Below are 24,526 nucleotides of genomic sequence, written 5' to 3'. Positions count from 1 at the left end.
CCCGCGGCAGCTGTGCGCCGGACGGCCAGGCGACCGCCGATGGCGCTGCTAAGCTCAAGCTTGCTCTGCCGTCGCGGCAGTCGAGGAGGTCGAATGATCCGTTCCATGCTGTTTGCCACTGACCTCGGTGTCTATGCGCCCTTTGTCATGCAGCACGCCCTGGCCCTGGCGCGGACCTTCAACGCAGAGCTGTATGTGATCCATGCCGTGGAGCCCATGGGCCAGTTCGCCGAATCGTTGCTGCAGAGCTACCTCGATGAGCAGACCCTCGATGCGCTGCACAGCGAGGGCGTCAACACGGTCATGGCCAATATCGAGCAGCGGGTGCTGGAGAACTTTCGCGACGAGATGACCGAGCCGGCCGACCTGGCATTGATCCGCGCGGTGCGGGTGCGCCAGGGCGACCCGGCCCAGGTGATCCTCGAGCAGGCCCAGCGGTTGTCGGTCGACCTGCTGATCTTCGGCAGTCACAGCGCCGGCGCGGGAGTGGATGTGCCGATCGGTCGCACGGCGGTGCGGCTGCTGCAACTGTCACCGGTGCCGGTGTACATGGTGCCGTTGGCTCACCATCTTGGACGTAGGAAATCGTGAACCTAGCGGTAGGACTTTTTCCAGCGAACGTAACAAAATAGTTCTAGATTTATTTCTCAAGCCACTAATATAGTTATAACTCGTCGCTGCCGGCGCGCCGGTGACCTACCGCCTTTGAGGGATATCTATGAAGCTTCAGCAACTGCGCTACATCTGGGAAGTGGCGCACCATGACCTCAACGTTTCCGCGACGGCGCAGAGCCTGTACACCTCCCAGCCGGGCATCAGCAAGCAGATCCGCCTGCTCGAGGACGAGCTGGGCGTCGAGGTCTTCGCCCGCAGCGGCAAGCACCTGACCCGCGTCACCCCGGCGGGCGAGCGCATCATCAATACCGCCGGCGAGATCCTGCGCAAGGTCGAGAGCATCAAGCAGATCGCCCAGGAATTCTCCAACGAGAAAAAGGGCACCCTGTCGATCGCCACCACCCACACCCAGGCGCGCTACGCGCTGCCGCCGGTGATCAGCAACTTCATCAAGCAGTACCCGGAAGTCGCCCTGCACATGCACCAGGGCTCGCCGATGCAGATCGCCGAGATGGCGGCCGACGGCACCGTCGACTTCGCCATCGCCACCGAGGCGCTGGAGCTGTTCGGCGACCTGATCATGATGCCGTGCTACAAGTGGAACCGCTGCGTGGTGGTGCCACAGGGCCATCCGCTGACCAAGCTGCCGAAGCTGACCCTGGAAGCGGTGGCCGAGTACCCGATCGTCACCTACGTGTTCGGCTTCACCGGCCGTTCCAAGCTCGACGAGGCGTTCAACCACCGCGGCCTGACGCCGAAGGTGGTGTTCACCGCCGCCGACGCCGACGTGATCAAGACCTATGTGCGCCTGGGTCTGGGCGTGGGCATCGTGGCCAAGATGGCGGTCGACCCGAAGCTCGACAGTGATCTGGTGTGCCTGGATGCCAGCGAGCTGTTCGAGGCCAGCATCACCAAGATCGGCTTCCGTCGTGGCACCTTCCTGCGTGGCTTCATGTGCGACTTCATCGAGAAGTTCGCGCCGCACTTGACCCGTGAGGTGATGGCCAAGGCGATCCAGTGCCATAACAAGCAGGAACTCGAAGAGCTGTTCGAGGGTGTTGAGCTGCCGGTGCACTGATCTGAAATAGCTGGGGCCGCTTTGCGGCCCTTTCGCGGCACAAGGCCGCTCCTACAGGGGATCACGTTTCCTTGTAGGAGCGGCCTTGTGCCGCGAAAGGGGCGCGAAGCGGCCCCAACTATTTCAAGCCTTGCTGATCAGGTTGCCGGCGTGCAGCCCACATTCCTTCTGCGTCGACTCTTCCCACCACCAACGTCCTTCGCGCTCGTGCTGGTTCGGCAGTACCGGGCGGGTGCACGGCTCGCAGCCGATACTGATGAAACCGCGCTCGTGCAGGCTGTTGTAGGGCAGCTCGAGCATGCGGATGTAGCCCCAGACTTCCTCGCTGGTCATCTGCGCCAGCGGGTTGAACTTGTACAGGGTGCGCTCCGGGGTGGAGAAGGCGCTGTCGATCTCCAGCGCCGCCACCTGGCTGCGGGTGCCGGGGCTCTGGTCGCGGCGCTGGCCGGTGGCCCAGGCGCTGACGGTGGCCAGCTTGCGGCGCAGCGGCTCGATCTTGCGGATGCCGCAGCACTCGCCGTGACCATCCTTGTAGAAGCTGAACAAGCCTTTTTCCTTGACGAACGGGTCGAGCTTGTCGCGATCCGGGCTGAGGATCTCGATGGGCAGGTTGTACTGCTCGCGCACCTGGTCGATGAACCGGTAGGTCTCCGGGTGCAGGCGCCCGGTGTCGAGGCTGAACACCTTGACCTGCTTGTTCAGCTTCCAGGCCATGTCCACCAGCACCACATCCTCGGCACCGCTGAAGGAGATCCACAGGTCATCGCCAAAATGCTCGAAGGCGAGCTTGAGGATCTCCTGCGGGGACTTGCTGGCGTAGGTCGCGGCCAGGGCGGCGACGTCGAAGGGTTGGCTCATCAGGCGGTTTCCATCGGTTGAGTGGCGCTGTGCGCTCGTAGTGGTCAGATGGTAACAAAAAATGGCGGGGCAGACGCCTGGCGATCGCGGGGCAAGCCCGCTCCCACGGAGTCTTACAGGGCCTGCAGTGTTTCCATCAGCACCCGCACCTTGGCGATCGACTCCTCGTACTCGGCCTGCCAGTCCGAATCGGCCACTACCGCGCCGCCGCCCCAGCAACTGACCTGGCCATCCTTGACCAGCAGGCTGCGGATGGCGATGGAGCTGTCCATCTCGCCGCGCACATCGAGATACAACAGCGAGCCGCAGTACAGCGCCCGGCGCGCCGGCTCCAGCTCGTCGATGATCTGCATGGCGCGGATCTTCGGGGCGCCGGTGATCGAGCCGCCGGGGAAGCTGCCGGCGATCAGGTCCAGGGCGTCCTTGTCGGCGGCCAGGCGGCCGACCACGCTGCTGACCAGGTGATGAACGTTGGGGTAGCTCTCCAGGCTGAACAGCTCCGGCACCTTCACCGAGCCGGTCTGGCAGGTGCGGCCGATGTCGTTGCGCAGCAGGTCGACGATCATCAGGTTTTCCGAGCGGTCCTTGGGGCTGGCCAGCAGCTCGGCGGCGTTGCGCGCGTCCTCGGCCGGGTCGGCGGCGCGTGGGCGGGTGCCCTTGATCGGGCGGGTCTCGACCGCGCCCTGGCTGACGCGGATGAAGCGCTCGGGGGAGAAGCTCAGCAGCGCCGTGCCTTCATCCAACTGCTGGTAGCCGGAGAACGGCGTCGGGCAGGCGGCGCGCAGGGCCTGGTAGGCGCGCCACGGGTCGCCCTGGCAGGGGGCGCGAAAGCGCTGGGTGAGGTTGATCTGGTAGCAGTCGCCGGCCTGGATGTAGCGCTGCACCTGGTCGAACGCCGCCCGGTACTGCTCGGGGCGAAGGTCACCGGTCATGGGCGCGAGCAGGTGGAAGTCGCCGCTATCGCCCGGGGTGCTGGCCTCGAACAACGCAATGAGCCGTTGTTGCTCGGCCTCGGGCAGGCTTGGATGGAACACCAGCTGGCTGCTGCACAGCCGATGGTCGGACACCAGTGCCCAGGCATACAGCCCTAACCGGGCGTCGGGCAGGCCGAGGTCGTCGACCGCGTGCGTCGGCAACTGCTCCAGGCGCCGGCCGAAGTCGTAGCTCAGGTAGCCGATCAGGCCGCCGGCGAACGGCAGCTCGATGCCCTCGGGCAGTTGTGCCGTCCCCAGGTCGGCCAGGGCCTGGCGCAGGCGCTGCAGGTAGTCGCGACCGTCTTCCTCGGGGTGTGCCTGCAACTGCTGCAGCGGCCAGGCGCTGAGCAGGTCGTAGCGGCCGCGTTCGGCGCCTGGTCGGGCGCTGTCGAGCAGGATCGCACCGGGCGCGCGGCGCAGGCGTTCGAAGTAGAAGGCGGGGTCGGGCTGGTAGGGCAGGGGGTGGAGCGTACAGGTCGGCATCAGGATGGACGGCGATGAACAAGCGAGGTGGGCGATTGTAGACCTGTGGGGGAAATGCGCCTAGCGCTGGCAACGACATTCGCCATCCGGATTTGCGCAATCCCCCTGTAGGAGCGGCCTTGCGCCGCGAAAGGGCTGCAAAGCAGCCCCGGCGATCTTCGCATCAACGCTGAGATCCTGGGGCCGCTTCGCGGCCCTTTCGCGGCGCAAGGCCGCTTCTACACGGGAAGCGCGGTTAGAGCGGATTGACGTGCCCGAACAACCCCTGCGAGACCTTCACGCGCTGTTCGGCATCCTCGCTGCGACCTTCCTTGGCCAGCATCTCCAGGTGCGCCTCGATGGCGTGGGTGCGCTGGGTCAGGCCGCAGTCATTGGCGATCTGGATGTTCAGGCCGGGACGTGCGTTGAGCTCGAGGATCAGCGGACCCTTGTCCTGGTCCAGAACCATGTCCACGCCGATGTAGCCCAAGCCGCACAACTCGTAGCAGCTGGCGGCGAGCTTCATGAAACCGTCCCAGTTCGGCAGTTGCACGCCGTCCACCGCGTTGGTGGTGTCCGGGTGCTTGCTGATGATCTTGTTCAGCCAGGTGCCGCGCAAGGTCAGGCCGGTGGCCAGGTCCACGCCCACGCCGATGGCGCCCTGGTGCAGGTTGGCCTTGCCGCCGGACTGGCGGGTCGGCAGGCGCAGCATGGCCATCACCGGGTAGCCCATCAGCACGATGATGCGGATGTCCGGCACGCCTTCGTAGCTGATGCTCTTGAAGATCTGGTCCGGGGTGACCCGGTACTCGATCAGCGCGCGGTCGCGGTGCCCGCCCAGCGAGTACAGGCCGGTGAGGATGCTGGAGATCTGGTGCTCGATCTCCTCGTGGCTGATGATCTTGCCCGACACCGTGCGGTAGCGGTCCTCGAAGCGGTCGGCGATCACCAGGATGCCGTCACCGCCGGCGCCCTGGGCCGGCTTGATGACGAAGTCGCTGCGCCCGCCGATGATCTCGTCGAGTTTCTCGATCTGCTTCTCGGTCTCGATGATGCCGTACATTTCCGGCACATGGATGCCGGCCGCCAGGGCGCGCTCCTTGGTGATGATCTTGTCGTCGACGATCGGGTACAGGTGGCGCTTGTTGTACTTCAACACGTAGTCCGCGTTGCGCCGGTTGATACCCATGATGCCCCGGGCCTCCAGGGCTTTCCACGTCTTGATCAGGCCAAACATCAGGCGTCAGCCTTCTTCAGGAATGCCTTGAAGCGCACGAGCTCGGTCAGGCGGTAGCCGCGGTAGCGACCCATCGCCAGCATGAAGCCCACCAGGATCAGCAGCACCGCCGGGAAGGTGAAGACGAAGTACACCGCTTCCGGCACGGTCATCAGCAGGTGCGCGATGGAGGCGGCGAACAGGGTGCCGACGGCCACTTTCATGGCATGGCCGCCGCCACGCTCTTCCCAGGTGATCGACAGGCGCTCGATGGTCATGGTCAGGATCACCATCGGGAACAGTGCCACCGACAGCCCGCGCTCCAGGCCCAGCTTGTGGCTGAACAGGCTGATGGCGGCGATCAGCACCACGACGAAGGTCAGTACCACCGACAGGCGCGGCAGCATCTGCAGCTTGAGGTGCTCAAGGTATGAGCGCAGCGACAGGCCCAGGGCGGTGATCACCGTGAACAGGATGATGCCAAAGCCCAGCTGGGTCTCGCGGAAGGCCAGGGCGATCAGCACCGGGGTGAACGTACCCAGGGTCTGGATGCCGATCAGGTTGCGCAGCACCAGGATCACCAGCACGCCGATCGGGATCATCACCATGATCATGAAGGTCTGCTGGGTCTGCAACGGCAGGCCGTACAGCGAGTATTCGAGGAAGTCGGCGTCGGTGTTCTCGTCGGTCAGCTTGGCCAGGCGGATGGCGTTCATCTCGCTGTTGTTCATGCTGAAGGTGACGGTGGCCTTCTTGCCGCCATCGACGGTGATCAGGTTGTCGTCACCGGTCCACCACAGCAGGCGGTCGCTGGGCAGGCCCTGCTCGCCGGTCTCTGGGTTGAAGTACAGCCAGTCGTTGCCGTTGAAGCTGCGCAGCCACAGTTCGGGGCTCTGCGGGGTATCGGCCACCAGGCGGATGGTGTGGACCTTCTCCAGCGGCACGTGGGCGATGGACAGCAGCAGGTCGATGACCTGGGCTTTTTTCAGCGGCGAGTTGTCGCCGGCCAGCAGCAGCTTGGCGTTGTCGTCGTTGGCATTGTTGACCCGCTTGATGGTCTCGCTGACGAAGGTCTCGACGTCGGCCGAGTGCTGGCGGATCGGTGCCATCAGCGCTTCGGCGGCGATTTTCTCCGGGCCCTCGACGGCCAGGCTGTCGCGGAAGGTCGGGCCCTTGATCTTGGTCTTTTCGTTGCTGTAGCGCTTGGTCAGCACCAGGCGGTAGTAGAGGGTCTGGTTGCCGCTGGCGCGACGGGCCGACCAGGTCACCTTGCGGTTGCCGTCGGCGCGGTTGACGCTGACCCCGTAGTTGTTGGAGATGAAGCTCTCGTTGAGGCTGACGTAGTCACGGTTCAGCGGGGGCACGAACATCTGCACCTTGACCGGGTCCTTGGCGCTGGCGACGAACTCGACCTTGGCGTCGATGTTCCACAGGTCGTCGGTCTCGTCCTCGGTCACCGGGATGCCGAGGGCGAAGATCTGGTAGGCCGTGATCGCGATGCCCAGCACTACCAGGACGGTGATCAGGACTTTCAGGTGAAGGGTAAGAGAGCGCATCGGAATTACTCTGCTTTGGGAGCTTCGGTGGCGCAGGCAGGTTTGCCGGCCGCGTATTTAAGGCTTGGGTCGACCAGCGCACCGAAGTGCTTGAGGGCCTCGGAACCGATCAGCAGCGGGAACTGGAAGGCGCTGCGGTCGGTGAGGTTGACCTCGATGGTGCGTTGCGTCTGGCCCATGCAGATCTCGAGTTCGATGACCGGACGGGCGGTGTAGGCCTTGCCGGATTCGGCATCATAGTCCCCGGCGCGGCGCTTGATCTTGCTGACGCGGGCCAGGGGGCGTTCGATGGGGTGTTTGTGCGCGGCGTCGATGGCCAGGTAGAAGCGCACCCAGCTCTCGCCGTTGCGCTTGAAACGCTTGATGTCGCGGGCGCTGAGCGAGGCGGTCTTGGCGCCGGTGTCGAGCTTGGCCGCCACTTCCAGGTCAAGGTCGCCCAGGCGGGCGTACTCGTTCAGACCGTACACGGTCTTCTCGGCCGCGGGCGCGAGCGCCGGCAGCAGGGTCAGGCAGAGCAGCAATAAAGCGGGTTTGAGTCTCATAATCCTGGCGCGGTGCTGTGCAGGTTTCAGGGCAAGGCGACTGGCCAAGCGTCCTCATTGATCTGTCAACAACATGAAATGATGACAGACACACTATCCATGCTCCCGAAGGAGCGCGGCATTCTATCACGCCGATGTCTTGACGCCAGCGCGCCCGCGATCAGACCCCATGAAAGCGGGGTAAGTTCGTTATTAGACGATTGTCGACAATATTCTTTTTGTCTTTGACTCCAGTCCTCTATTTGGCTAGTTTTGGCGTCACTGATTCTGAAGGTGTCGACAATCATGCTGGACACAGCCCCGGCCACCCCATTGCCCCAGGACGAGACCGAGACCCTCTCGGAGCACGTCTTCCGCTGCATCCAGGCCGCCATCGTCAAGGGCGACATCGCGCCCGGCAGCAAGATCTCCGAGCCGGAGCTGGCGCGCACCTACGGCATCAGTCGCGGCCCGCTGCGCGAGGCGATCCATCGCCTGGAGGGCCAGCGCCTGCTGGTGCGCGTGCCCCATGTCGGCGCCCGGGTGGTGTCGCTGAGCCATGCCGAGCTGATCGAACTGTACGAAATCCGCGAATCCCTAGAAGGCATGGCCTGTCGCCTGGCCGCCGAGCGCATGAGCCAGGCGGCCATCGACGAGCTGCGCCACGTGCTCGACACCCACGAGCGCGATGCCGCGTTCCAGGCCGGGCAGGGCTACTACCAGCAGGAAGGCGACTACGACTTCCACTACCGGATCATCCAGGGCAGCGGCAACCAGACGCTGTACAAGATGCTCTGCGGCGAGCTGTACCAGCTGGTGCGCATGTACCGCATCCAGTTCTCCAGCACGCCCAACCGCCCGCGCCAAGCCTTCGCCGAGCACCACCGCATCCTCGATGCCATCGAAGCTCGCGACGGCGAACTGGCAGAACTCCTGATGCGTCGCCACATCGGCGCATCCAAACGCAATATCGAGCGCCACTACCAAGGTGCCGACAACAATAGCCCACGAGGTGAGTCATGACAGTGAAGAGCACGCCCGGCCAGCGTTTCCGTGACGCGGTCGCCGCCGAACATCCGCTGCAGGTGGTCGGGACCATCAACGCCAACCACGCCCTGCTGGCCAAGCGCGCCGGCTTCAAGGCCATCTACCTGTCCGGCGGCGGTGTCGCCGCCGGCTCCCTGGGCCTGCCGGACCTGGGCATCAGCGGCCTGGACGACGTGCTCACCGACGTACGGCGCATCACCGACGTCTGCGACCTGCCGCTGCTGGTGGATGTCGACACCGGCTTCGGCGCCTCGGCCTTCAACGTCGCCCGCACCGTCAAGTCGATGAGCAAGTTCGGCGCCGCGGCCATTCATATCGAGGACCAGGTCGGCGCCAAGCGCTGCGGCCATCGCCCGAACAAGGAGATCGTCTCGCAGCAGGAGATGGTCGACCGCATCAAGGCCGCCGTGGATGCCCGCAGCGACGACAGCTTCGTGATCATGGCGCGCACCGACGCGCTGGCAGTGGAAGGCCTGAACGCCGCCCTGGACCGCGCTGCCGCCTGCATCGAGGCCGGCGCCGACATGATCTTCCCGGAAGCCATTACCGAGCTGTCGATGTACAAGACCTTCGCCGACCGGGTGAAGGCACCGATCCTGGCCAACATCACCGAGTTCGGCGCCACGCCGCTGTACACCACCGAGGAACTGGCTTCGGTCGACGTGTCGCTGGTGCTGTACCCGCTGTCGGCCTTCCGCGCCATGAACAAGGCGGCCGAGAACGTCTACACCGCGCTGCGCCGCGACGGCACCCAGAAAAACGTGATCGACACCATGCAGACCCGCATGGAGCTCTACGATGCCATCGGCTACCACGCCTTCGAGCAGAGCCTCGATGCATTGTTCGCCCAGAAGAAAGGGTAGAAAGGCCTGACGCTGTACCTGTAGGAGCGGGCTTGCCCCGCGAATGCGCTGGTACAGCCACCCCTGATTAGCCAGAAAAGACTTCGATAACAAATTCAAGAAAGGAGAAACACCATGGCCGAAGCAAAAGTACTCAGTGGCGCGGGCCTGCGTGGCCAGGTGGCCGGCCAGACCGCGCTGTCGACCGTCGGCCAGGCCGGGGCCGGCCTGACCTACCGCGGCTATGACGTGCGTGACCTGGCCGCCGGCGCCGAGTTCGAGGAAGTCGCCTACCTGCTGCTGTACGGCGAGCTGCCGAGCAAGGCGGAGCTTGCCGACTACAAGCGCAAGCTCAAGGGCCTGCGCGACCTGCCGCAAGCGCTGAAGGAAGTGCTCGAGCGCATCCCGCGCGACGCCCACCCGATGGACGTGATGCGCACTGGCTGCTCGGTGCTCGGCACCCTGGAGCCGGAACTGACCTTCGACGCCCAGCGCGAGAAGACCGACCGCCTGCTGGCGCTGTTCCCGGCGGTGATGTGCTACTGGTACCGCTTCACCCACCACGGCGTGCGCATCGACTGCACCAGCGACGAGGACACCCTCGGCGGCCACTTCCTGCACCTGCTGCACGGCAAGAAACCGAGCGCGCTGCACGTCAAGGTGATGAACGTCTCGCTGATCCTCTACGCCGAGCACGAGTTCAACGCCTCGACCTTCACCGCCCGGGTCTGCGCCTCGACCCTGTCCGACCTGTACTCCTGCGTGACCGCGGCCATCGGCTCGCTGCGCGGCCCGCTGCACGGCGGCGCCAACGAAGCGGCGATGGAACTGATCGAACGCTTCCAGGCTCCGCAGGAAGCCACCGCCGAGCTGCTGCGCATGCTCGAGCGCAAGGACAAGATCATGGGCTTCGGCCATGCCATCTATAAAGAGTCCGATCCGCGCAACGAGGTGATCAAGGGCTGGTCGAAGCAACTCGCCGACGAAGTCGGTGACAAGGTCCTGTACCCGGTTTCCGAAGCCATCGACAAGACCATGTGGGAGCAGAAGCGCCTGTTCCCCAACGCCGACTTCTACCATGCCTCGGCGTACCACTTCATGGGCATCCCGACCAAGCTGTTCACCCCGATCTTCGTCTGCTCGCGCCTGACCGGCTGGGCCGCGCACGTGTTCGAACAGCGCGCCAACAACCGCATCATCCGCCCGAGCGCCGAGTACGTCGGCGTCGAGCAGCGCCAGTTCGTGCCGATCGAGCAGCGTTGATTAGAAGAGTCAGGCTGTAGGTCTGTTGTGGGAGCGGGCTTGCCCCGCGATTGCGCCAGCAGGTTCAACCTCGCTGGCGCATGCGACGCAATCGCGGGGCAAGCCCGCTCCCACGAATCTGCCGATGCCTGCCCAGGTAAACCGTGACCGAGCCCGATAACGATATGAACACCGCATTCCGCAAGAACCTGCCAGGCACCGCCCTGGACTACTTCGACGCCCGTGCCGCGGTCGAGGCGATCAAGCCCGGCGCCTACGACGGCCTGCCGTACACCTCCCGCGTGCTGGCCGAGAACCTGGTGCGCCGCTGTGACCCAGCCACCCTCAACGCCTCGCTGGAACAACTGATCGAGCGCAAGCGCGACCTCGACTTCCCCTGGTTCCCGGCCCGCGTCGTGTGCCACGACATCCTCGGCCAGACCGCCCTGGTCGACCTGGCCGGCCTGCGCGACGCCATCGCCGACAAGGGCGGCGATCCGGCCCAGGTCAACCCGGTGGTGCCGGTGCAGCTGATCGTCGACCACTCGCTGGCCGTCGAATGCGGCGGCTTCGACCCGCAGGCGTTCGAGAAGAACCGCGCCATCGAGGACCGCCGTAACGAAGACCGTTTCCACTTCATCAACTGGACCAAGCAGGCGTTCAAGAACGTCGACGTGATCCAGCCGGGCAACGGCATCATGCACCAGATCAACCTGGAGAAGATGTCGCCGGTGATCCACAACGATCGCGGCGTGGCCTACCCGGACACCTGCGTCGGCACCGACAGCCACACCCCGCACGTGGATGCCCTGGGTGTGATCGCCATCGGCGTCGGCGGCCTGGAAGCCGAGAACGTGATGCTCGGCCGCGCCTCGTGGATGCGCCTGCCGGAGATCGTCGGTGTCGAGCTGACCGGTCGCCTGGCACCGAACATCACCGCCACCGACCTGGTGCTGGCGCTCACCGAGTTCCTGCGCAAGCAGAAGGTGGTCGGCGCCTACCTGGAGTTCCACGGTGCCGGCGCCAGCGCGTTGACCCTGGGCGACCGCGCCACCATTTCGAACATGGCCCCGGAATACGGCGCCACCGCGGCGATGTTCGCCATTGACCAGCAGACCATCGACTATCTCAAACTCACCGGCCGCGATGACCAGCAAGTGCAGTTGGTGGAAACCTACGCCAAGGCCACCGGCCTGTGGGCCGACAGCCTGGCCAAGGCCGAGTACGAGCGCACCCTGAGCTTCGACCTGTCGAGCGTGGTGCGCAACATGGCCGGCCCGTCCAACCCGCACGCCCGGGTGGCCACCAGCGACCTGGCGGCCAAGGGCATCGCCGGCCAGTGGCAAGAAGTGCCGGGGCAGATGCCGGATGGCGCGGTGATCATCGCCGCCATCACCAGCTGCACCAACACCAGCAACCCGCGAAACGTGATCGCCGCCGGCCTGCTGGCGCGCAACGCCAACAAGCTCGGCCTGGTCCGCAAGCCATGGGTCAAGTCGTCGCTGGCGCCGGGCTCCAAGGCCGTGCAGCTGTACCTCAAGGAAGCAGGGCTGGAGCAGGAACTGGAGCAACTGGGCTTCGGTATCGTCGCCTTCGCCTGCACCACCTGCAACGGCATGTCCGGCGCGCTGGACCCGGTGATCCAGCAGGAAATCATCGACCGCGACCTGTACGCCACCGCCGTGCTCTCGGGCAACCGCAACTTCGACGGGCGCATCCACCCGTACGCCAAGCAGGCGTTCCTGGCTTCGCCGCCCTTGGTGGTGGCCTACGCCATTGCCGGCACCATCCGCTTCGATATCGAGAAGGATGTGCTGGGCGTGGTCGACGGCAAGGAGATCCGCCTGAAGGACATCTGGCCGAGCGATGAAGAGATCGACGCCGTGGTGCGTGCCTCGGTCAAGCCCGAGCAGTTCCGCCAGGTGTACATCCCGATGTTCACCATCGAGGAAGACAAGGGGCCGAAAGTCGCGCCGCTGTATGAATGGCGCCCGATGAGCACCTACATCCGTCGCCCGCCGTATTGGGAAGGCGCCCTGGCCGGTGAGCGTACCCTGCGTGGCATGCGCCCGCTGGCGGTGCTGCCGGACAACATCACCACCGACCACCTGTCACCGTCCAATGCCATCATGCTCGACAGCGCTGCTGGTGAGTATCTGGCGAAGATGGGCCTGCCGGAGGAGGACTTCAACTCCTACGCCACCCACCGCGGTGACCACCTGACCGCCCAGCGCGCCACCTTCGCCAACCCCAAACTGTTCAACGAAATGGTGCGCAAGGACGACGGCAGCGTGAAGCAGGGTTCGCTGGCGCGCCTGGAGCCGGAAGGCAAGGTGACCCGCATGTGGGAGGCCATCGAGACCTACATGGAGCGCAAGCAGCCGCTGATCATCGTTGCCGGTGCCGACTACGGCCAGGGCTCGTCCCGTGACTGGGCGGCCAAGGGCGTGCGCCTGGCTGGTGTCGAGGCCATCGTCGCCGAAGGCTTCGAGCGTATCCACCGCACCAACCTGGTGGGCATGGGCGTGCTGCCGCTGGAGTTCAAGCCGGGCACCGACCGCAAGACCCTGGGCCTGGACGGCAGCGAGACCTACGACGTGCTCGGCGAGCGCACGCCACGGGCGACGCTGACCCTGGTGGTGACGCGGCGCAACGGCGAACGTGTCGAGGTGCCGGTGACCTGCCGCCTGGATACCGCCGAAGAGGTGTCGATCTACGAGGCGGGTGGCGTGTTGCAGCGCTTTGCCCAGGACTTCCTGGAAGGCGCGGCCTGAGTGAGCGGGGCCGCGTTGCGGCCCTTTCGCGGCACAAGGCCGCTCCTACAGGTGATCGCGTGTCTCTGTAGGAGCGGCCTTGTGCCGCGAAAGGGCTGCAACGCAGCCCCAGGGATGTTCGCCGAAACGAAAAGATCAGGAAACACGACAATGGCCCACGTACCCCAAGTAAGAATCCCCGCCACCTATATTCGTGGCGGCACCAGCAAAGGCGTTTTCTTCCGCCTCCAGGACCTGCCCGAGCGCGCCCAGGTCCCGGGCCCGGCCCGTGACGCCCTGCTGCTGCGGGTAATCGGCAGCCCCGACCCGTACGGCAAGCAGATCGACGGCATGGGCGGCGCCACCTCCAGCACCAGCAAGACGGTGATCCTGTCGAAGAGCCTCAAGGCCGACCACGACGTCGACTACCTGTTCGGCCAGGTGTCGATCGACAAGGCCTTCGTCGACTGGAGCGGCAACTGCGGCAACCTGTCCGCCGCGGTCGGCTCGTTCGCCATCAGCGGCGGGCTGGTCGATGCCAGCCGCATCCCGCGCAATGGCATCGCCACCGTGCGGATCTGGCAGGCCAACATCGGCAAGACCATCATCGCCCATGTGCCGATCACCGAAGGCGAGGTGCAGGAAACCGGCGATTTCGAGCTCGATGGCGTGACCTTCCCGGCCGCCGAGGTGCAGCTGGAGTTCCTCGACCCGGCCGCTGACGATGACGGTGACGGCGGGGCGATGTTCCCCACCGGCAATCTGGTCGACGACCTCGAGGTGCCGGGTGTCGGCACCTTCAAGGCGACCCTGATCAACGCCGGCATCCCGACCATCTTCGTCAATGCCGCCGATATCGGCTATACCGGTACCGAGCTGCAGGACGCCATCAATGGCGATGCCGCGGCATTGCAGCGTTTCGAGACCATCCGTGCCCATGGCGCGGTGCGCATGGGGCTGATCGAGCACATCGACCAGGCTACCGGACGCCAGCACACGCCGAAGGTGGCGTTCGTCGCGGCGCCGACCGGCTATGCCTCCTCCAGTGGCAAGGTTGTCGCCGCAGAGGACGTCGACCTGCTGGTGCGCGCGCTGTCGATGGGCAAGCTGCACCACGCGATGATGGGTACCGCGGCGGTCGCCATCGGCACCGCCGCGGCGATCCCGGGGACGCTGGTCAACCTTGCCGCCGGTGGCGGCGAACGAAGTGCCGTGCGTTTCGGCCATCCGTCCGGGACGCTGCGGGTCGGGGCCGAGGCGCGTCAGGTGGACGGGCAGTGGACCGTGACCAAGGCAATCATGAGCCGAAGCGCTCGGGTGCTGATGGAGGGCTGGGTGCGCGTGCCCGGTGATAGCTTCTAAACGCACCATCAGCGCTCGGCTTTTCTGGCCCATCGCGGGGCAAGCCCGCTCCCACGCAAAATATACGGTTGGCGTGGGAGCGGGCTTGCCCCGCGATGGGCTGCAAAGCAGCCCTTTTTCAAGGAGCCACGAATGAGCGCAAACGTAGACCTCAACACCCGCCCAGACTACGACCAGGTCCTGCAGACCCTCGCCGACTACGTGCTCGGCTACCGCGTGGATTCCCCCGAAGCCCTCAGCACCGCCCGCCATTGCCTGATGGACACCCTGGGCTGCGGCCTGCTGGCCCTGCGCTTCCCCGAATGCACCAAACACCTCGGCCCGCTGGTCGAGGGCACCATTGTTCCACATGGCGCCCGCGTGCCCGGCACCAGCTACCGCCTCGACCCGGTCAAGGCCGCCTGGGACATCGGCTGCATTGTCCGCTGGCTGGACTACAACGACACCTGGCTGGCGGCGGAGTGGGGCCATCCCTCGGACAACCTCGGCGGCATCCTGGCGGTCACCGACCACCTGTCGCAACAGCGCGTGGCTAATGGCGAGGCGCCCCTGGTCATGCGCGAGGTGCTCGATGCCATGGTCATGGCCCACGAGATCCAGGGCGTGCTGGCGCTGGAGAACTCCTTCAACCGGGTCGGCCTGGACCATGTGCTGTTGGTCAAGGTCGCCTCCACCGCGGTCTGCGCCAAGCTGATGGGCGCCAATCGCGAGCAACTGCTGTCGGCGCTGTCCCACGCCTTCGTCGATGGCCAGGCCCTGCGCACCTACCGCCATGCGCCCAATGCCGGCTCGCGCAAGTCATGGGCGGCGGGGGATGCCTCCAGTCGCGGCGTGCGCCTGGCCGATATCGCCCTGCGTGGCGAGATGGGCGTGCCCGGTGCGCTGACCGCCAGACAGTGGGGCTTCTACGATGTGTCGTTCAGCCACACCAACAAGGACCTGGCGCTCAAGCCCGAACCGCTGCGTGAACTGCGCCTGCCGCAGCCATTGGGCAGCTACGTGATGGAAAACGTGCTGTTCAAGATCAGCTTCCCCGCCGAGTTCCACGCCCAGACCGCCTGCGAAGCCGCGGTGACCCTGCACCCGCAGGTGCGCAACCGCCTGCACGAGATCGACCGGATCGTCATCACCACCCATGAGTCGGCGATTCGCATCATTTCCAAGGAAGGGCCGCTGGCCAATGCTGCGGACCGTGATCACTGCCTGCAGTACATGACCGCCGTGCCGCTGATCTTCGGCGACCTGGTGGCTGAGCACTACGAGGATGCCTTCCATGCCGCGCACCCGAGCATCGACCGGCTGCGCGAGAAGATGGTGATCGTCGAGGAGCCGCGCTTCAGTCGCGAGTACCTGGAGGCCGACAAACGCTCCATCGCCAATGGCGTGCAGGTGTTCTTCAAGGACGGCTCGCACACGCCGCAGGTGGTGGTGGAGTACCCGATCGGGCATCGGCGTCGGCGGGAGGAGGGGATGCCGTTGCTCGAGGCCAAGTTCCGCGAGAACCTGGCGACGCGATTTGCGCGGCAGCGCTGTGAGCAAATCTCCGAACTGTGCAGGGATCAGCAGGCGCTTGAGCAGATGGCGGTGCACTGCTTTGTTGAACTGTTCGTGATCTGAGCTGGCCTGTACCGGCCTCTTCGCGGCTAAAGCCGCTCCCACAGAAGACCCGAAATCTTCAAGATTCCGATGGGCCTGTGGGAGCGGCTTTAGCCGCGAAGAGGCCAGCAAAGCCAGCACAAACAGCACAAAAAAGCCCCGGCATTTCTGCCGGGGCTTCTTCTTGTAGTTTGCAGCTTACAACTTGCCGCTCAGCTTACGCCTGAACCACCGGGATCTTGGCGTTGGCGGCCGCTTCGCGGAACTCGGCGATCTGGTCGAAGCTCAGGTAGCGGTAGACGTCGGCAGCCATGCTGTCGATGTCTTTCGCGTACTGCATGTACTCCTCGACGGTCGGCAGCTTGCCGATGATCGAAGCGACCGCAGCCAGCTCGGCCGAGGCCAGGTACACGTTGGTGGCGTCGCCCAGACGGTTCGGGAAGTTACGGGTCGAGGTGGAGACCACGGTGGAACCGGTCTGCACACGTGCCTGGTTACCCATGCACAGCGAGCAGCCTGGCATTTCCATGCGCGCGCCAGCCTTGCCGTAGATGCCGTAGTAGCCTTCCTCGGTCAGCTGGTGGGCGTCCATCTTGGTTGGCGGAGCCAGCCACAGACGGGTCGGAATGCCACCCTTGACCTTGTCCAGCAGCTTGCCGGCGGCGCGGAAGTGACCGATGTTGGTCATGCACGAGCCGATGAACACTTCGTCGATCTTCTCGCCCTGTACCGAGGACAGCAGGCGGGCATCGTCCGGGTCGTTCGGCGCGCAGAGCACAGGCTCCTTGACGTCGGCCAGGTCGATCTCGATGATCTCGGCGTATTCGGCATCGGCGTCGGCCGACAGCAGCTCAGGCTTGGCCAGCCAGGCTTCCATGGCCTGGGCGCGGCGCTCCAGGGTGCGGGCATCGCCGTAGCCTTCGCCGATCATCCAGCGCAGCAGGGTGATGTTGGACTGCAGGTACTCGGCGATGGCCTTCTCTGGCAGCTTGATGGTGCAACCGGCGGCGGAACGTTCGGCCGAGGCGTCGGACAGCTCGAAGGCTTGCTCGACGGTCAGGTCGTTCAGGCCTTCGATCTCCAGGATGCGGCCGGAGAAGGCGTTCTTCTTGCCTTTCTTCTCGACGGTCAGCAGGCCCTTCTGGATGGCGTAGTAAGGGATGGCATGAACCAGGTCACGCAGGGTGATGCCTGGCTGCAGCTTGCCCTTGAAGCGAACCAGGATCGACTCCGGCATGTCCAGCGGCATGACGCCGGTGGCGGCGGCGAAGGCCACCAGGCCGGAACCTGCCGGGAACGAGATGCCGATCGGGAAGCGGGTGTGCGAGTCGCCACCGGTACCCACGGTGTCAGGCATCAGCATGCGGTTCAGCCAGCTGTGGATGATGCCGTCGCCCGGGCGCAGCGACACGCCGCCACGGGTGCGGATGAAGTCTGGCAGGGTGTGGTGGGTGGTGACGTCGATCGGCTTCGGATAGGCCGCGGTGTGGCAGAACGACTGCATCACCAGGTCGGCGGAGAAGCCCAGGCACGCCAGGTCTTTCAGCTCGTCGCGGGTCATCGGGCCCGTGGTGTCCTGGGAACCGACGGTGGTCATCTTCGGCTCGCAGTAGGCACCTGGACGCACGCCCTGGCCTTCCGGCAGGCCGCAGGCGCGACCGACCATCTTCTGCGCCAGGGTGAAGCCCTTGGTCGAAGCGGCTGGCTGCTCGGGTTTCTTGAACAGGTCCGATGGGGCCTGGCCCAGTTCGGCGCGGGCTTTCTCGGTCAGGCCACGGCCGACGATCAGCGGGATACGGCCACCGGCGCGAACTTCGTCGAGCAGTACTTCGGTTTTCAGCTCGAAGTTGGTGACCAGTTCGTCGCTGCCGTGACGGCGTACTTCACCCTTGAACGGGTAGACGTCGATGACGTCGCCCATGGCCAGGTTGGTGCAGTCGAATTCGATCGGCAGGGCGCCGGCGTCTTCCATGGTGTTGTAGAAGATCGGAGCGATCTTGGTGCCGAAGCAGAAACCACCGGCGCGCTTGTTCGGAACAAACGGGATGTCGTCGCCGAAGAACCACAGCACCGAGTTGGTGGCGGATTTACGCGAGGAGCCGGTACCGACCACGTCACCGACGTAGGCAACCGGGAAGCCTTTGGCTTTCACGGCTTCGATCTGGGCCAGCGGGCCGACCGAACCTGGCTGCTGCGGCTCGATGCCGTCACGGGCCATTTTCAGCATGGCCAGGGCGTGCAGCGGGATGTCAGGGCGCGACCAGGCGTCCGGGGCAGGGGACAGGTCGTCGGTGTTGGTTTCGCCAGGTACCTTGAACACGGTCAGGGTGTACTTGTCGGCGATCGCCGGACGGCTGGTGAACCACTCGCCGGCAGCCCAGGACTCCAGTACGGCCTTGGCGTGGGCGTTGCCCGCCTTGGCTTTTTCGGCCACATCGTGGAAGGCATCGAACATCAGCAGGGTGTGCTTGAGCTGTTCGGCCGCGACGGCGCCCAGTTCGGCGTCGTCCAGCAGCGCGACCAGCGTCTCGATGTTGTAGCCGCCCTGCATGGTGCCCAGCAGCTCGGTGGCGTGCTTGCGGTCGATCAGCGGGGACTTGGCTTCACCCTTGGCGACGGCGGAGAGGAACGCGGCCTTGACGTAGGCGGCTTCGTCCACCCCTGGCGGAACGCGGTTGGTGATCAGGTCTACGAGGAAGGCTTCTTCGCCGGCCGGCGGGTTTTTCAGCAGCTCGACCAGGCCTGCAGTTTGTTCGGCGTTCAGCGGCTGGGGCACGATACCCAGAGCGGCACGCTCTTCGATGTGTTTGCGGTAGGCTTCAAGCACAGTTATTACCCTCATCAGTGGTCCCTAAAGGGAGTCCGGGACGCTCATCCAGCATTCCCATGCACCCATGCGCTCAAGACGGCTTTTTGGGCCGGCAAGCCAGGGTCGCAGAGAATCCTTACAGAAGCTGCTTTCAAAGTTTTACGCCTGTAGAACGGAAGGCTGATGAGGGGTTGGCCGTGACCATGCGCGCTTGCATGGACAGGGCCAACGCCGTTCTACCGGATGAACTGTGCTCGTGACGCTTTGAAAACAGCTTCCAACGGACATTGTTGCCTTGAAAAGGCGGAGTGATTCTACGGCAAAAATAAGCCGAAAGTAAGGCGGCGTAGATGACTTTAACGGGTGACCCTGGTTAGACAAAGGGCTAACATGAACCGGTGTTCCACCGCCAAGCCGTTGTTTCTACATGTCCAACCAATCCATCAAGACCCCTTGCGTCGGCCTGTGCTCCACGGTCTACGGCGACCTGGTGTGCCGCGGCTGCAAGCGCTTTCACCACGAAGTGATCCACTGGAACGGTTACGACGACGAGCAGAAGCGCGCGGTCTGGCTGCGCCTGGAGCAACTGCTGGTGCAGGTGATGATGGCCAAGCTGGAAGTGTTCGACAAAGCGCTGCTGCGCCAGCAACTGGAGCAGCGTTCGATCCGCTTCGTGGCGCATCAGTCGGAGTATTGCTGGGCGTATCAGCTGATCGCCCGCGGGGCGCGGATGATCCGTGACCTGGAGGCGTACGGGATGGCGCTGCTGCCGGAGTTCCGCGATTGGGAGTTGCCGCAGTTGCGCGATGCCATCGACCGGGAGTTCTTCCTGTTGTCGGAGGCGCATTACCAGCGCTATATCGCGCCGAGCTTTTTGCGTGATGCCCTGGATCGCGGGCAGGACTGAAGCTCTGGAGTGATAGTGCTGGCCTCTTCGCGGGTTTACCCGCGAAAAGGCCGGTGCAGATCAGTCGCCAGTGTACTCGCAACCGCTGGTGCAGGTCTCGTGGATACGCACCTTCGACAGCTCCGGCAGCAGCGGCTTGACCTGGTCCCAGATCCACTTGGCGATCACTTCGCTGGTGGGGTTTTCCAAGCCGGGAATATCGTTCAGGTAGTTGTGGTCCAGTTGCTCGTAGATCGGCTTGAAGATCGCCTTGATCTCGGAGAAGTCGCGGATCCAGCCGGTGTGCGGATCGAGCGGGCCGGTCAGGTGCAGGGCGACCTTGAACGAGTGACCATGCAGGCGACCGCACTTGTGGCCGGCAGGGACGTTGGGCAGGCGGTGAGCCGATTCGAAGGTAAATTCCTTAAAGATTTCCACGCTGGCATAACTCTGTGTGAATCAACGATGCGCGCAGTCTACCAGCATGCCCGCTACAAGGCTTGCAACCGATCCTGCAACCGCCCGGTGGCGATCAGCTCCAGCAGTTCGTCGCCCAGGCGCCGGCTTTCGGCCATGGCCTGGTACCAGTAGCGCCTGCGGCCCGGCGCATCGCCCATGAAGCGCTTGAAGTCGTTGCGGTCCGGCAGCTTGCCGTAGGGCAGGGCGGCCAGGTACTGCGGCGACGGGGTCATCAGCAGCACGTTCTGCAGGCGCGTGGCGTCGCCCTTGCGCCAGGGCAGGGCCTTGTCGAACCAGCCGGGCACCACCTTGTCGGTGAAGTGCGGGTAGAGCACCAGGTCGTCGCCCTGGTAGGGCAGGTCCAGGTGATAGTCGAGCAGGCCGCCGTCGCGGTAGGTGCCAGCGCCGGCGCCGGGGATGTCGCGCACGCCTTCCATGACCATGGGGATCGAGCCCGAGGCGAGCAGGGCGTGGCGCAGGTTGGCCAGGTCCAGCGGCAGGCTGCGCGACGGGAAGTCGGTCAGTGGCTCAAGCGGCGGGGCGGCGCGTTGGTCGTGGAGGATGACCCGCTCGAAATGCCGGCCCAGGCGCGAGCGCCCCAGCAGGTTGCTGGCAATCACCGAGGACAGGCCCATGCCCAGGCGGCCGCGGTGGTCGTGGGCGAGCTGGCCATGGCTCTTCACCACCAGGATGTTCAGGCGATAGTGCGGGTTGGCCAGGACCTGCCCGTCGCGGCCTTGCAGCAGGTCGTCGAGCATGCGCTGGCAGCTCTGGCTGATTTCTTTAGGTGTCACGCCCTTGGCGAAGTCCTGCTCGGTGTACAGCTCGCCCAGACGGCGGATGCCGGCGACCGGGTCGTCGAGGCAGGCGCTGGCGAAGCGCCAGGCACCGATCGAGGCGCCGATCAGCGCACGCTGGCGCGGCGCGCTGGGCAGCCATTCACCGAACAACGCCAAGTCCAGGCCCTGGATCCCCAGCGGCTTGGGGCCACCGGCGGCGCCCGGCAGCACACCGACATCTTCGGCCCGCAGGCCGCGCTCGCGGATCTGGCGCAGGGCACGCTGGCCGGCCTTGAAGGTCAGGGCGGGGTACTTGATGTGGATGGCGCTCATGGCGGGGTCTCGGGTGGGGCAGGCGGGCAGTATAGAGGTTTTGCCGGTACTGTCGCGGTGCCTGTGGGAGCGGGTTTACCCGCGAACACCGGCGCAGCCGGTGCCATCCACCGCGCTGGATTCTTCGCGGGTAAACCCGCTCCCACAGGGGCACAGTTGCCTGAGCGATCACCTGCTGGGATTGCGAACTGTCTGAAGAGGCGCGCGCATGTGTGTGGCACTGGGAGCTGCGCTATCATGCGGCCAGCTGTTTTCAGGTTGAGTTAAGGACCGGTGGTTAATCTTAACCCCGTAGACAAATTACATATCTCGCTGGAGAGAACCTCATGAAAACGTTGACTGCCCTGTTCACCGCCGCTGCCCTCGCTTTTGGTGCCAACGCCGCCTTCGCCAAGGACGTGCAGCCCGACGAAGTGGTCAAGCTGGTGAACGCCAAGACCATCAAGTCGCTGGACGAGCTCAAGGCCGCCGCCGTCGCCAAGCACCCCGGCGCCACCGTGACCGACTCGGAACTCGAAAACGAGTATGGCCGCTACATCTACAAGGTCGACCTGCGCGATGCCCAGAACGTCGAATGGGATGTGGACCTTGACGCCAAGACCGGTGAAGTCCTGAAGGACGAGCGAGACAACTGATGCCTGCACTACCGCGAACGGCACGCTACCTGGCCTTGGCCCTGATGGTCGTGTGTTCGCTGGCCGCCGCGCGCGACCTGGATCAGGATGAAGCCCTGGCCCTTCGGCAAAAGGGCATCATCCTGCCGCTGGAGCAACTGCTCGAGTCCGCCCTGGGGCGTTACCCCGGGGCGCGGCTGTTGGAAGCGGAGCTGGAAGAGAAGCACGAGCGCTACGAGTACGAGGTTGAACTGCTGACCCCGGCTGGCGTGGTGCGCGAGATCAAGCTCGATGCCCGCACCGGCGAGTTGCTCAAAGACGAGGAAGACGACTGAATGCGCCTGCTGCTTGTCGAGGACAATGTCCCCCTGGCCGACGAACTGACCGCCGCCCTGCAACGCCAGGGCTACGCCGTGGACTGGCTGGCCGATGGCCGCGATGCGGTGTACCAGGGCCAGAGCGAACCCTACGACCTGATCATCCTCGACCTCGGCCTGCCCGGCTTGCCGGGGCTCGAGGTGCTGGCGCAGTGGCGCGCGGCCGGCCTGGCCACCCCGGTGCTGATCCTCACCGCCCGCGGCTCCTGGGCCGAGCGGATCGAGGGGCTCAAGGCAGGCGCCGACGACTACTTGAGCAAGCCGTTCCACCCCGAGGAGCTGCAACTGCGCATCCAGGCCCTGCTGCGTCGGGCCAAGGGGCTGGCCAACCAGCCGAAGCTGGAAGCGGCCGGCCTGCACCTGGACGAATCGCGCCAGTGCGTGAGCCGCGAGGGTGTCGATGTCCAGCTCACCGCCGCCGAGTTCCGACTGCTGCGCTACTTCATGCTGCACCCGGGGCAGGTGCTGTCCAAGAGCCACCTGGCCGAGCACCTGTATGACGGCGAAACCGAGCGCGACTCCAACGTGCTGGAAGTGCACGTCAATCACCTGCGACGCAAACTCGGCCGCAGCGTGATCGAGACCCGTCGCGGCCAGGGCTACGTGTACGCCGGGAGCGCCGCGTGAAGTCGATCCAGGCGCGCCTGAGCCTGGGCCTGGTGGCGGTGCTGGTGGTGGTGGGGCTGGCCCTGGCGCAGTTGACCCTGTGGCTGTTCGAGGCTGGCCTGCAACGCTACCTGGAAGCCGGCCTGCGCAAGGAAAGCGAGAACCTGCTGGTGGCGCTGGTGCGTGGCCCGTCCGGCCTGCAACTGGACGAGCGACGGCTGTCGGCGGCTTATCAGCAGCCGTTCTCGGGCTATTACTTCCGTATCGATTTCGACCAGGGCACCTGGCGCTCGCGTTCGTTGTGGGACATGGATATGCCCAAGCCCGGCAAGCCGGGGCTGGACGATGGCCACGAGCTGGGCCCCGAGGGTCAGCAACTGCTGGCCTATCGTGGTGATTACCGGCGCCTGGGGCAGGACATCTCGATCAGCGTGGCCCAGGATTATTCGCCGGTGCGCGAGGGCTTCCGGCACATGCAGCAGATCGGCCTGGGCCTGGGCCTGGTGGCGTTGCTGCTGGTGCTGGTGCTGCAGCGCATCACCGTGACCCGCTCGCTGCGCCCGCTGGAGCGGGCGCGCCAGCAGATCGCCCAACTGCAGCAGGGCCAGCGTTCGCAACTGGACGCCGAGGTGCCCAGCGAGCTGCAACCACTGGTGGACCAGATCAACCACCTGCTGGCCCACACCGAGGACAGCCTGCGCCGCTCGCGCAATGCCCTGGGCAACCTCGGCCATGCCTTGAAGACGCCACTGGCGGTACTGCTCAGCCTGGCCGCCAGCGAGCGCCTGCAGGGGTTGCCCGAGGTGCGGGCACAAATGCGCGAGCAGCTGGAGCAGATCCAGCAGCGCCTGGCACGCGAGCTCAACCGTGCGCGCCTGGCCGGCGACGCGCTGCCGGGCGCGCAGTTCGACTGCGACGCCGAGTTGCCGGGGCTGCTGGCGACCCTGGGCATGATCCATGGCGAAGGCCTGCTGCTCGAACGCGATGTACCGCCCGGGTTGTTGCTGCCCTGGGACCGTGAGGACCTGCTGGAGTTGCTCGGCAACCTGCTGGACAACGCCTGCAAATGGGCCGACAGCGAGGTGCGCCTGGGTATCGCGCCGATCGCCGAGGGTTACCAACTGTGGGTGGACGACGATGGCCCGGGCATCCCCGAGACGCAGCGGCTGCAGGTGCTCGAGCGCGGCTCGCGGCTGGACGAGCAGGTCGACGGCCATGGCCTGGGGCTGGGCATCGTGCGCGATATCGTCGAGGCCTGGGGCGGGCGGATTGCGCTGCTGGAAAGCCCACAGGGCGGGCTGCGGGTCAGCATTGATCTGCCGCGCAAAGGACGTTGATCCGGGCTATGCAAGGCCCTGTAGGAGCGGCCTTGTGCCGCGAAAGGGCTGCGCAGCAGCCCCGACGATTTTGCATGATGTAGAGATCGTGGGGCCGCTACGCGCCCCTTTCGCGGCACAAGGCCGCTCCTACAGGGGATGCGCATAAGCGGATCAACCCTGCAAAAAAATTGCAGCACAGCCGCAGTTTTTTGAATTGGCCCG

At 65.2% G+C, this 24,526-nt stretch carries 21 protein-coding genes; 13 read left to right on the top strand and 8 right to left on the bottom strand.

Annotated elements, in window-relative coordinates; genetic code table 11:
* The first annotated feature begins 93 nt into the window (after window positions 1–93).
* Together VUG52_RS17995 and cysB are read left to right on the top strand one after the other, a co-directional pair.
* Window positions 94–591: a universal stress protein gene (locus VUG52_RS17995; protein ID WP_028692613.1), complete on the top strand. Its 498-nt coding sequence runs from the start codon at window positions 94–96 to the stop codon at window positions 589–591.
* A gap of 127 nt (window positions 592–718) precedes the next feature.
* Window positions 719–1,693 (top strand): HTH-type transcriptional regulator CysB, encoded by a 975-nt coding sequence (gene cysB / locus VUG52_RS17990; RefSeq protein WP_011533140.1) that lies wholly within the window; start codon window positions 719–721, stop codon window positions 1,691–1,693.
* Window positions 1,694–1,816: 123 nt separating this feature from the next.
* Here the strand turns inward: cysB and VUG52_RS17985 are convergent, their stop codons facing one another.
* From VUG52_RS17985 to rloA, 5 genes are all read right to left on the bottom strand, one after another.
* Window positions 1,817–2,551, bottom strand: a complete 735-nt coding sequence (locus VUG52_RS17985) for a phosphoadenylyl-sulfate reductase (RefSeq protein WP_050705067.1) — start codon at window positions 2,549–2,551, stop codon at window positions 1,817–1,819.
* A gap of 113 nt (window positions 2,552–2,664) precedes the next feature.
* Window positions 2,665–4,008 (bottom strand): aminodeoxychorismate synthase component I, encoded by a 1,344-nt coding sequence (gene pabB, locus VUG52_RS17980; RefSeq protein ID WP_262952961.1) that lies wholly within the window; start codon window positions 4,006–4,008, stop codon window positions 2,665–2,667.
* A gap of 235 nt (window positions 4,009–4,243) precedes the next feature.
* Window positions 4,244–5,224, bottom strand: a complete 981-nt coding sequence (locus tag VUG52_RS17975; RefSeq protein WP_028692610.1) for an alpha-L-glutamate ligase-like protein — start codon at window positions 5,222–5,224, stop codon at window positions 4,244–4,246.
* A complete protein-coding gene (rloB, locus tag VUG52_RS17970) occupies window positions 5,224–6,759 on the bottom strand; it encodes an osmotic stress tolerance membrane protein RloB (protein ID WP_262952963.1) in 1,536 nt (511 codons plus the stop codon). Before rloB ends, VUG52_RS17975 begins: the two co-directional genes overlap by 1 nt.
* Window positions 6,760–6,764: 5 nt before the next feature.
* Window positions 6,765–7,301, bottom strand: coding sequence for a retropepsin-like aspartic peptidase RloA (gene rloA, locus VUG52_RS17965; RefSeq protein ID WP_050705070.1), 537 nt, complete (start codon window positions 7,299–7,301; stop codon window positions 6,765–6,767).
* A gap of 285 nt (window positions 7,302–7,586) precedes the next feature.
* On the opposite strand from rloA, the gene VUG52_RS17960 reads away from it, so the two are divergent.
* The 6 genes from VUG52_RS17960 (at window position 7,587) to prpD (ending at window position 16,143) form a co-directional block, all read left to right on the top strand.
* The gene (locus VUG52_RS17960; RefSeq protein ID WP_050705071.1) at window positions 7,587–8,303 is read left to right on the top strand and encodes a GntR family transcriptional regulator; all 717 of its coding nucleotides are present in this window, start codon (window positions 7,587–7,589) and stop codon (window positions 8,301–8,303) included.
* The gene (gene prpB, locus VUG52_RS17955; RefSeq protein ID WP_028692606.1) at window positions 8,300–9,190 is read left to right on the top strand and encodes a methylisocitrate lyase; all 891 of its coding nucleotides are present in this window, start codon (window positions 8,300–8,302) and stop codon (window positions 9,188–9,190) included. Before VUG52_RS17960 ends, prpB begins: the two co-directional genes overlap by 4 nt.
* Before the next feature lie 114 nt (window positions 9,191–9,304).
* Window positions 9,305–10,432 carry a bifunctional 2-methylcitrate synthase/citrate synthase gene (gene prpC / locus VUG52_RS17950; protein WP_331831839.1) on the top strand — a complete coding sequence of 376 codons (1,128 nt, stop codon included), beginning with the start codon at window positions 9,305–9,307 and terminating at the stop codon, window positions 10,430–10,432.
* A 164-nt stretch (window positions 10,433–10,596) separates the two neighbouring features.
* Window positions 10,597–13,185: a Fe/S-dependent 2-methylisocitrate dehydratase AcnD gene (acnD, locus tag VUG52_RS17945; protein ID WP_050705073.1), complete on the top strand. Its 2,589-nt coding sequence runs from the start codon at window positions 10,597–10,599 to the stop codon at window positions 13,183–13,185.
* 150 nt (window positions 13,186–13,335) lie between these two features.
* A complete protein-coding gene (gene prpF / locus VUG52_RS17940) occupies window positions 13,336–14,526 on the top strand; it encodes a 2-methylaconitate cis-trans isomerase PrpF (RefSeq protein ID WP_331831838.1) in 1,191 nt (396 codons plus the stop codon).
* A gap of 132 nt (window positions 14,527–14,658) precedes the next feature.
* Window positions 14,659–16,143: a 2-methylcitrate dehydratase gene (gene prpD / locus VUG52_RS17935; RefSeq protein WP_331831837.1), complete on the top strand. Its 1,485-nt coding sequence runs from the start codon at window positions 14,659–14,661 to the stop codon at window positions 16,141–16,143.
* Between the two features lie 196 nt (window positions 16,144–16,339).
* On the opposite strand, the gene acnB is transcribed toward prpD, so the two are convergent.
* Window positions 16,340–18,949 (bottom strand): bifunctional aconitate hydratase 2/2-methylisocitrate dehydratase, encoded by a 2,610-nt coding sequence (gene acnB, locus VUG52_RS17930; protein ID WP_050705076.1) that lies wholly within the window; start codon window positions 18,947–18,949, stop codon window positions 16,340–16,342.
* Between the two features lie 409 nt (window positions 18,950–19,358).
* On the opposite strand from acnB, the gene VUG52_RS17925 reads away from it, so the two are divergent.
* Window positions 19,359–19,838: a DUF1289 domain-containing protein gene (locus VUG52_RS17925; protein ID WP_050705077.1), complete on the top strand. Its 480-nt coding sequence runs from the start codon at window positions 19,359–19,361 to the stop codon at window positions 19,836–19,838.
* 60 nt (window positions 19,839–19,898) lie between these two features.
* Here VUG52_RS17925 and queD read toward each other — a convergent pair whose 3' ends face one another.
* Together queD and VUG52_RS17915 are read right to left on the bottom strand one after the other, a co-directional pair.
* Window positions 19,899–20,255, bottom strand: coding sequence for a 6-carboxytetrahydropterin synthase QueD (gene queD, locus VUG52_RS17920; RefSeq protein WP_023630589.1), 357 nt, complete (start codon window positions 20,253–20,255; stop codon window positions 19,899–19,901).
* A gap of 53 nt (window positions 20,256–20,308) precedes the next feature.
* Window positions 20,309–21,388 carry a patatin-like phospholipase family protein gene (locus VUG52_RS17915; protein WP_050705078.1) on the bottom strand — a complete coding sequence of 360 codons (1,080 nt, stop codon included), beginning with the start codon at window positions 21,386–21,388 and terminating at the stop codon, window positions 20,309–20,311.
* Window positions 21,389–21,714: 326 nt separating this feature from the next.
* On the opposite strand from VUG52_RS17915, the gene VUG52_RS17910 reads away from it, so the two are divergent.
* The 4 genes from VUG52_RS17910 to VUG52_RS17895 are packed head-to-tail and all read left to right on the top strand — an operon-like array spanning window position 21,715 to window position 24,322.
* Window positions 21,715–22,023, top strand: a complete 309-nt coding sequence (locus VUG52_RS17910; protein WP_050705079.1) for a PepSY domain-containing protein — start codon at window positions 21,715–21,717, stop codon at window positions 22,021–22,023.
* The gene (locus VUG52_RS17905; protein WP_050705080.1) at window positions 22,023–22,337 is read left to right on the top strand and encodes a PepSY domain-containing protein; all 315 of its coding nucleotides are present in this window, start codon (window positions 22,023–22,025) and stop codon (window positions 22,335–22,337) included. The genes VUG52_RS17910 and VUG52_RS17905 overlap by 1 nt, the downstream gene beginning before the upstream one ends.
* Complete coding sequence (locus VUG52_RS17900; RefSeq protein ID WP_050705081.1) at window positions 22,338–23,006, top strand: response regulator transcription factor; 669 nt, start codon at window positions 22,338–22,340, stop codon at window positions 23,004–23,006.
* Window positions 23,003–24,322, top strand: coding sequence for a sensor histidine kinase (locus VUG52_RS17895; protein ID WP_050705082.1), 1,320 nt, complete (start codon window positions 23,003–23,005; stop codon window positions 24,320–24,322). The genes VUG52_RS17900 and VUG52_RS17895 overlap by 4 nt, the downstream gene beginning before the upstream one ends.
* The last annotated feature ends 204 nt before the right edge of the window (window positions 24,323–24,526 follow it).

It is taken from the genome of Pseudomonas sp. LH21, assembly GCF_036549575.1.
Lineage (GTDB): Bacteria > Pseudomonadota > Gammaproteobacteria > Pseudomonadales > Pseudomonadaceae > Aquipseudomonas > Aquipseudomonas peradeniyensis.
This window is presented reverse-complemented; position numbering and strand designations above follow the sequence as displayed.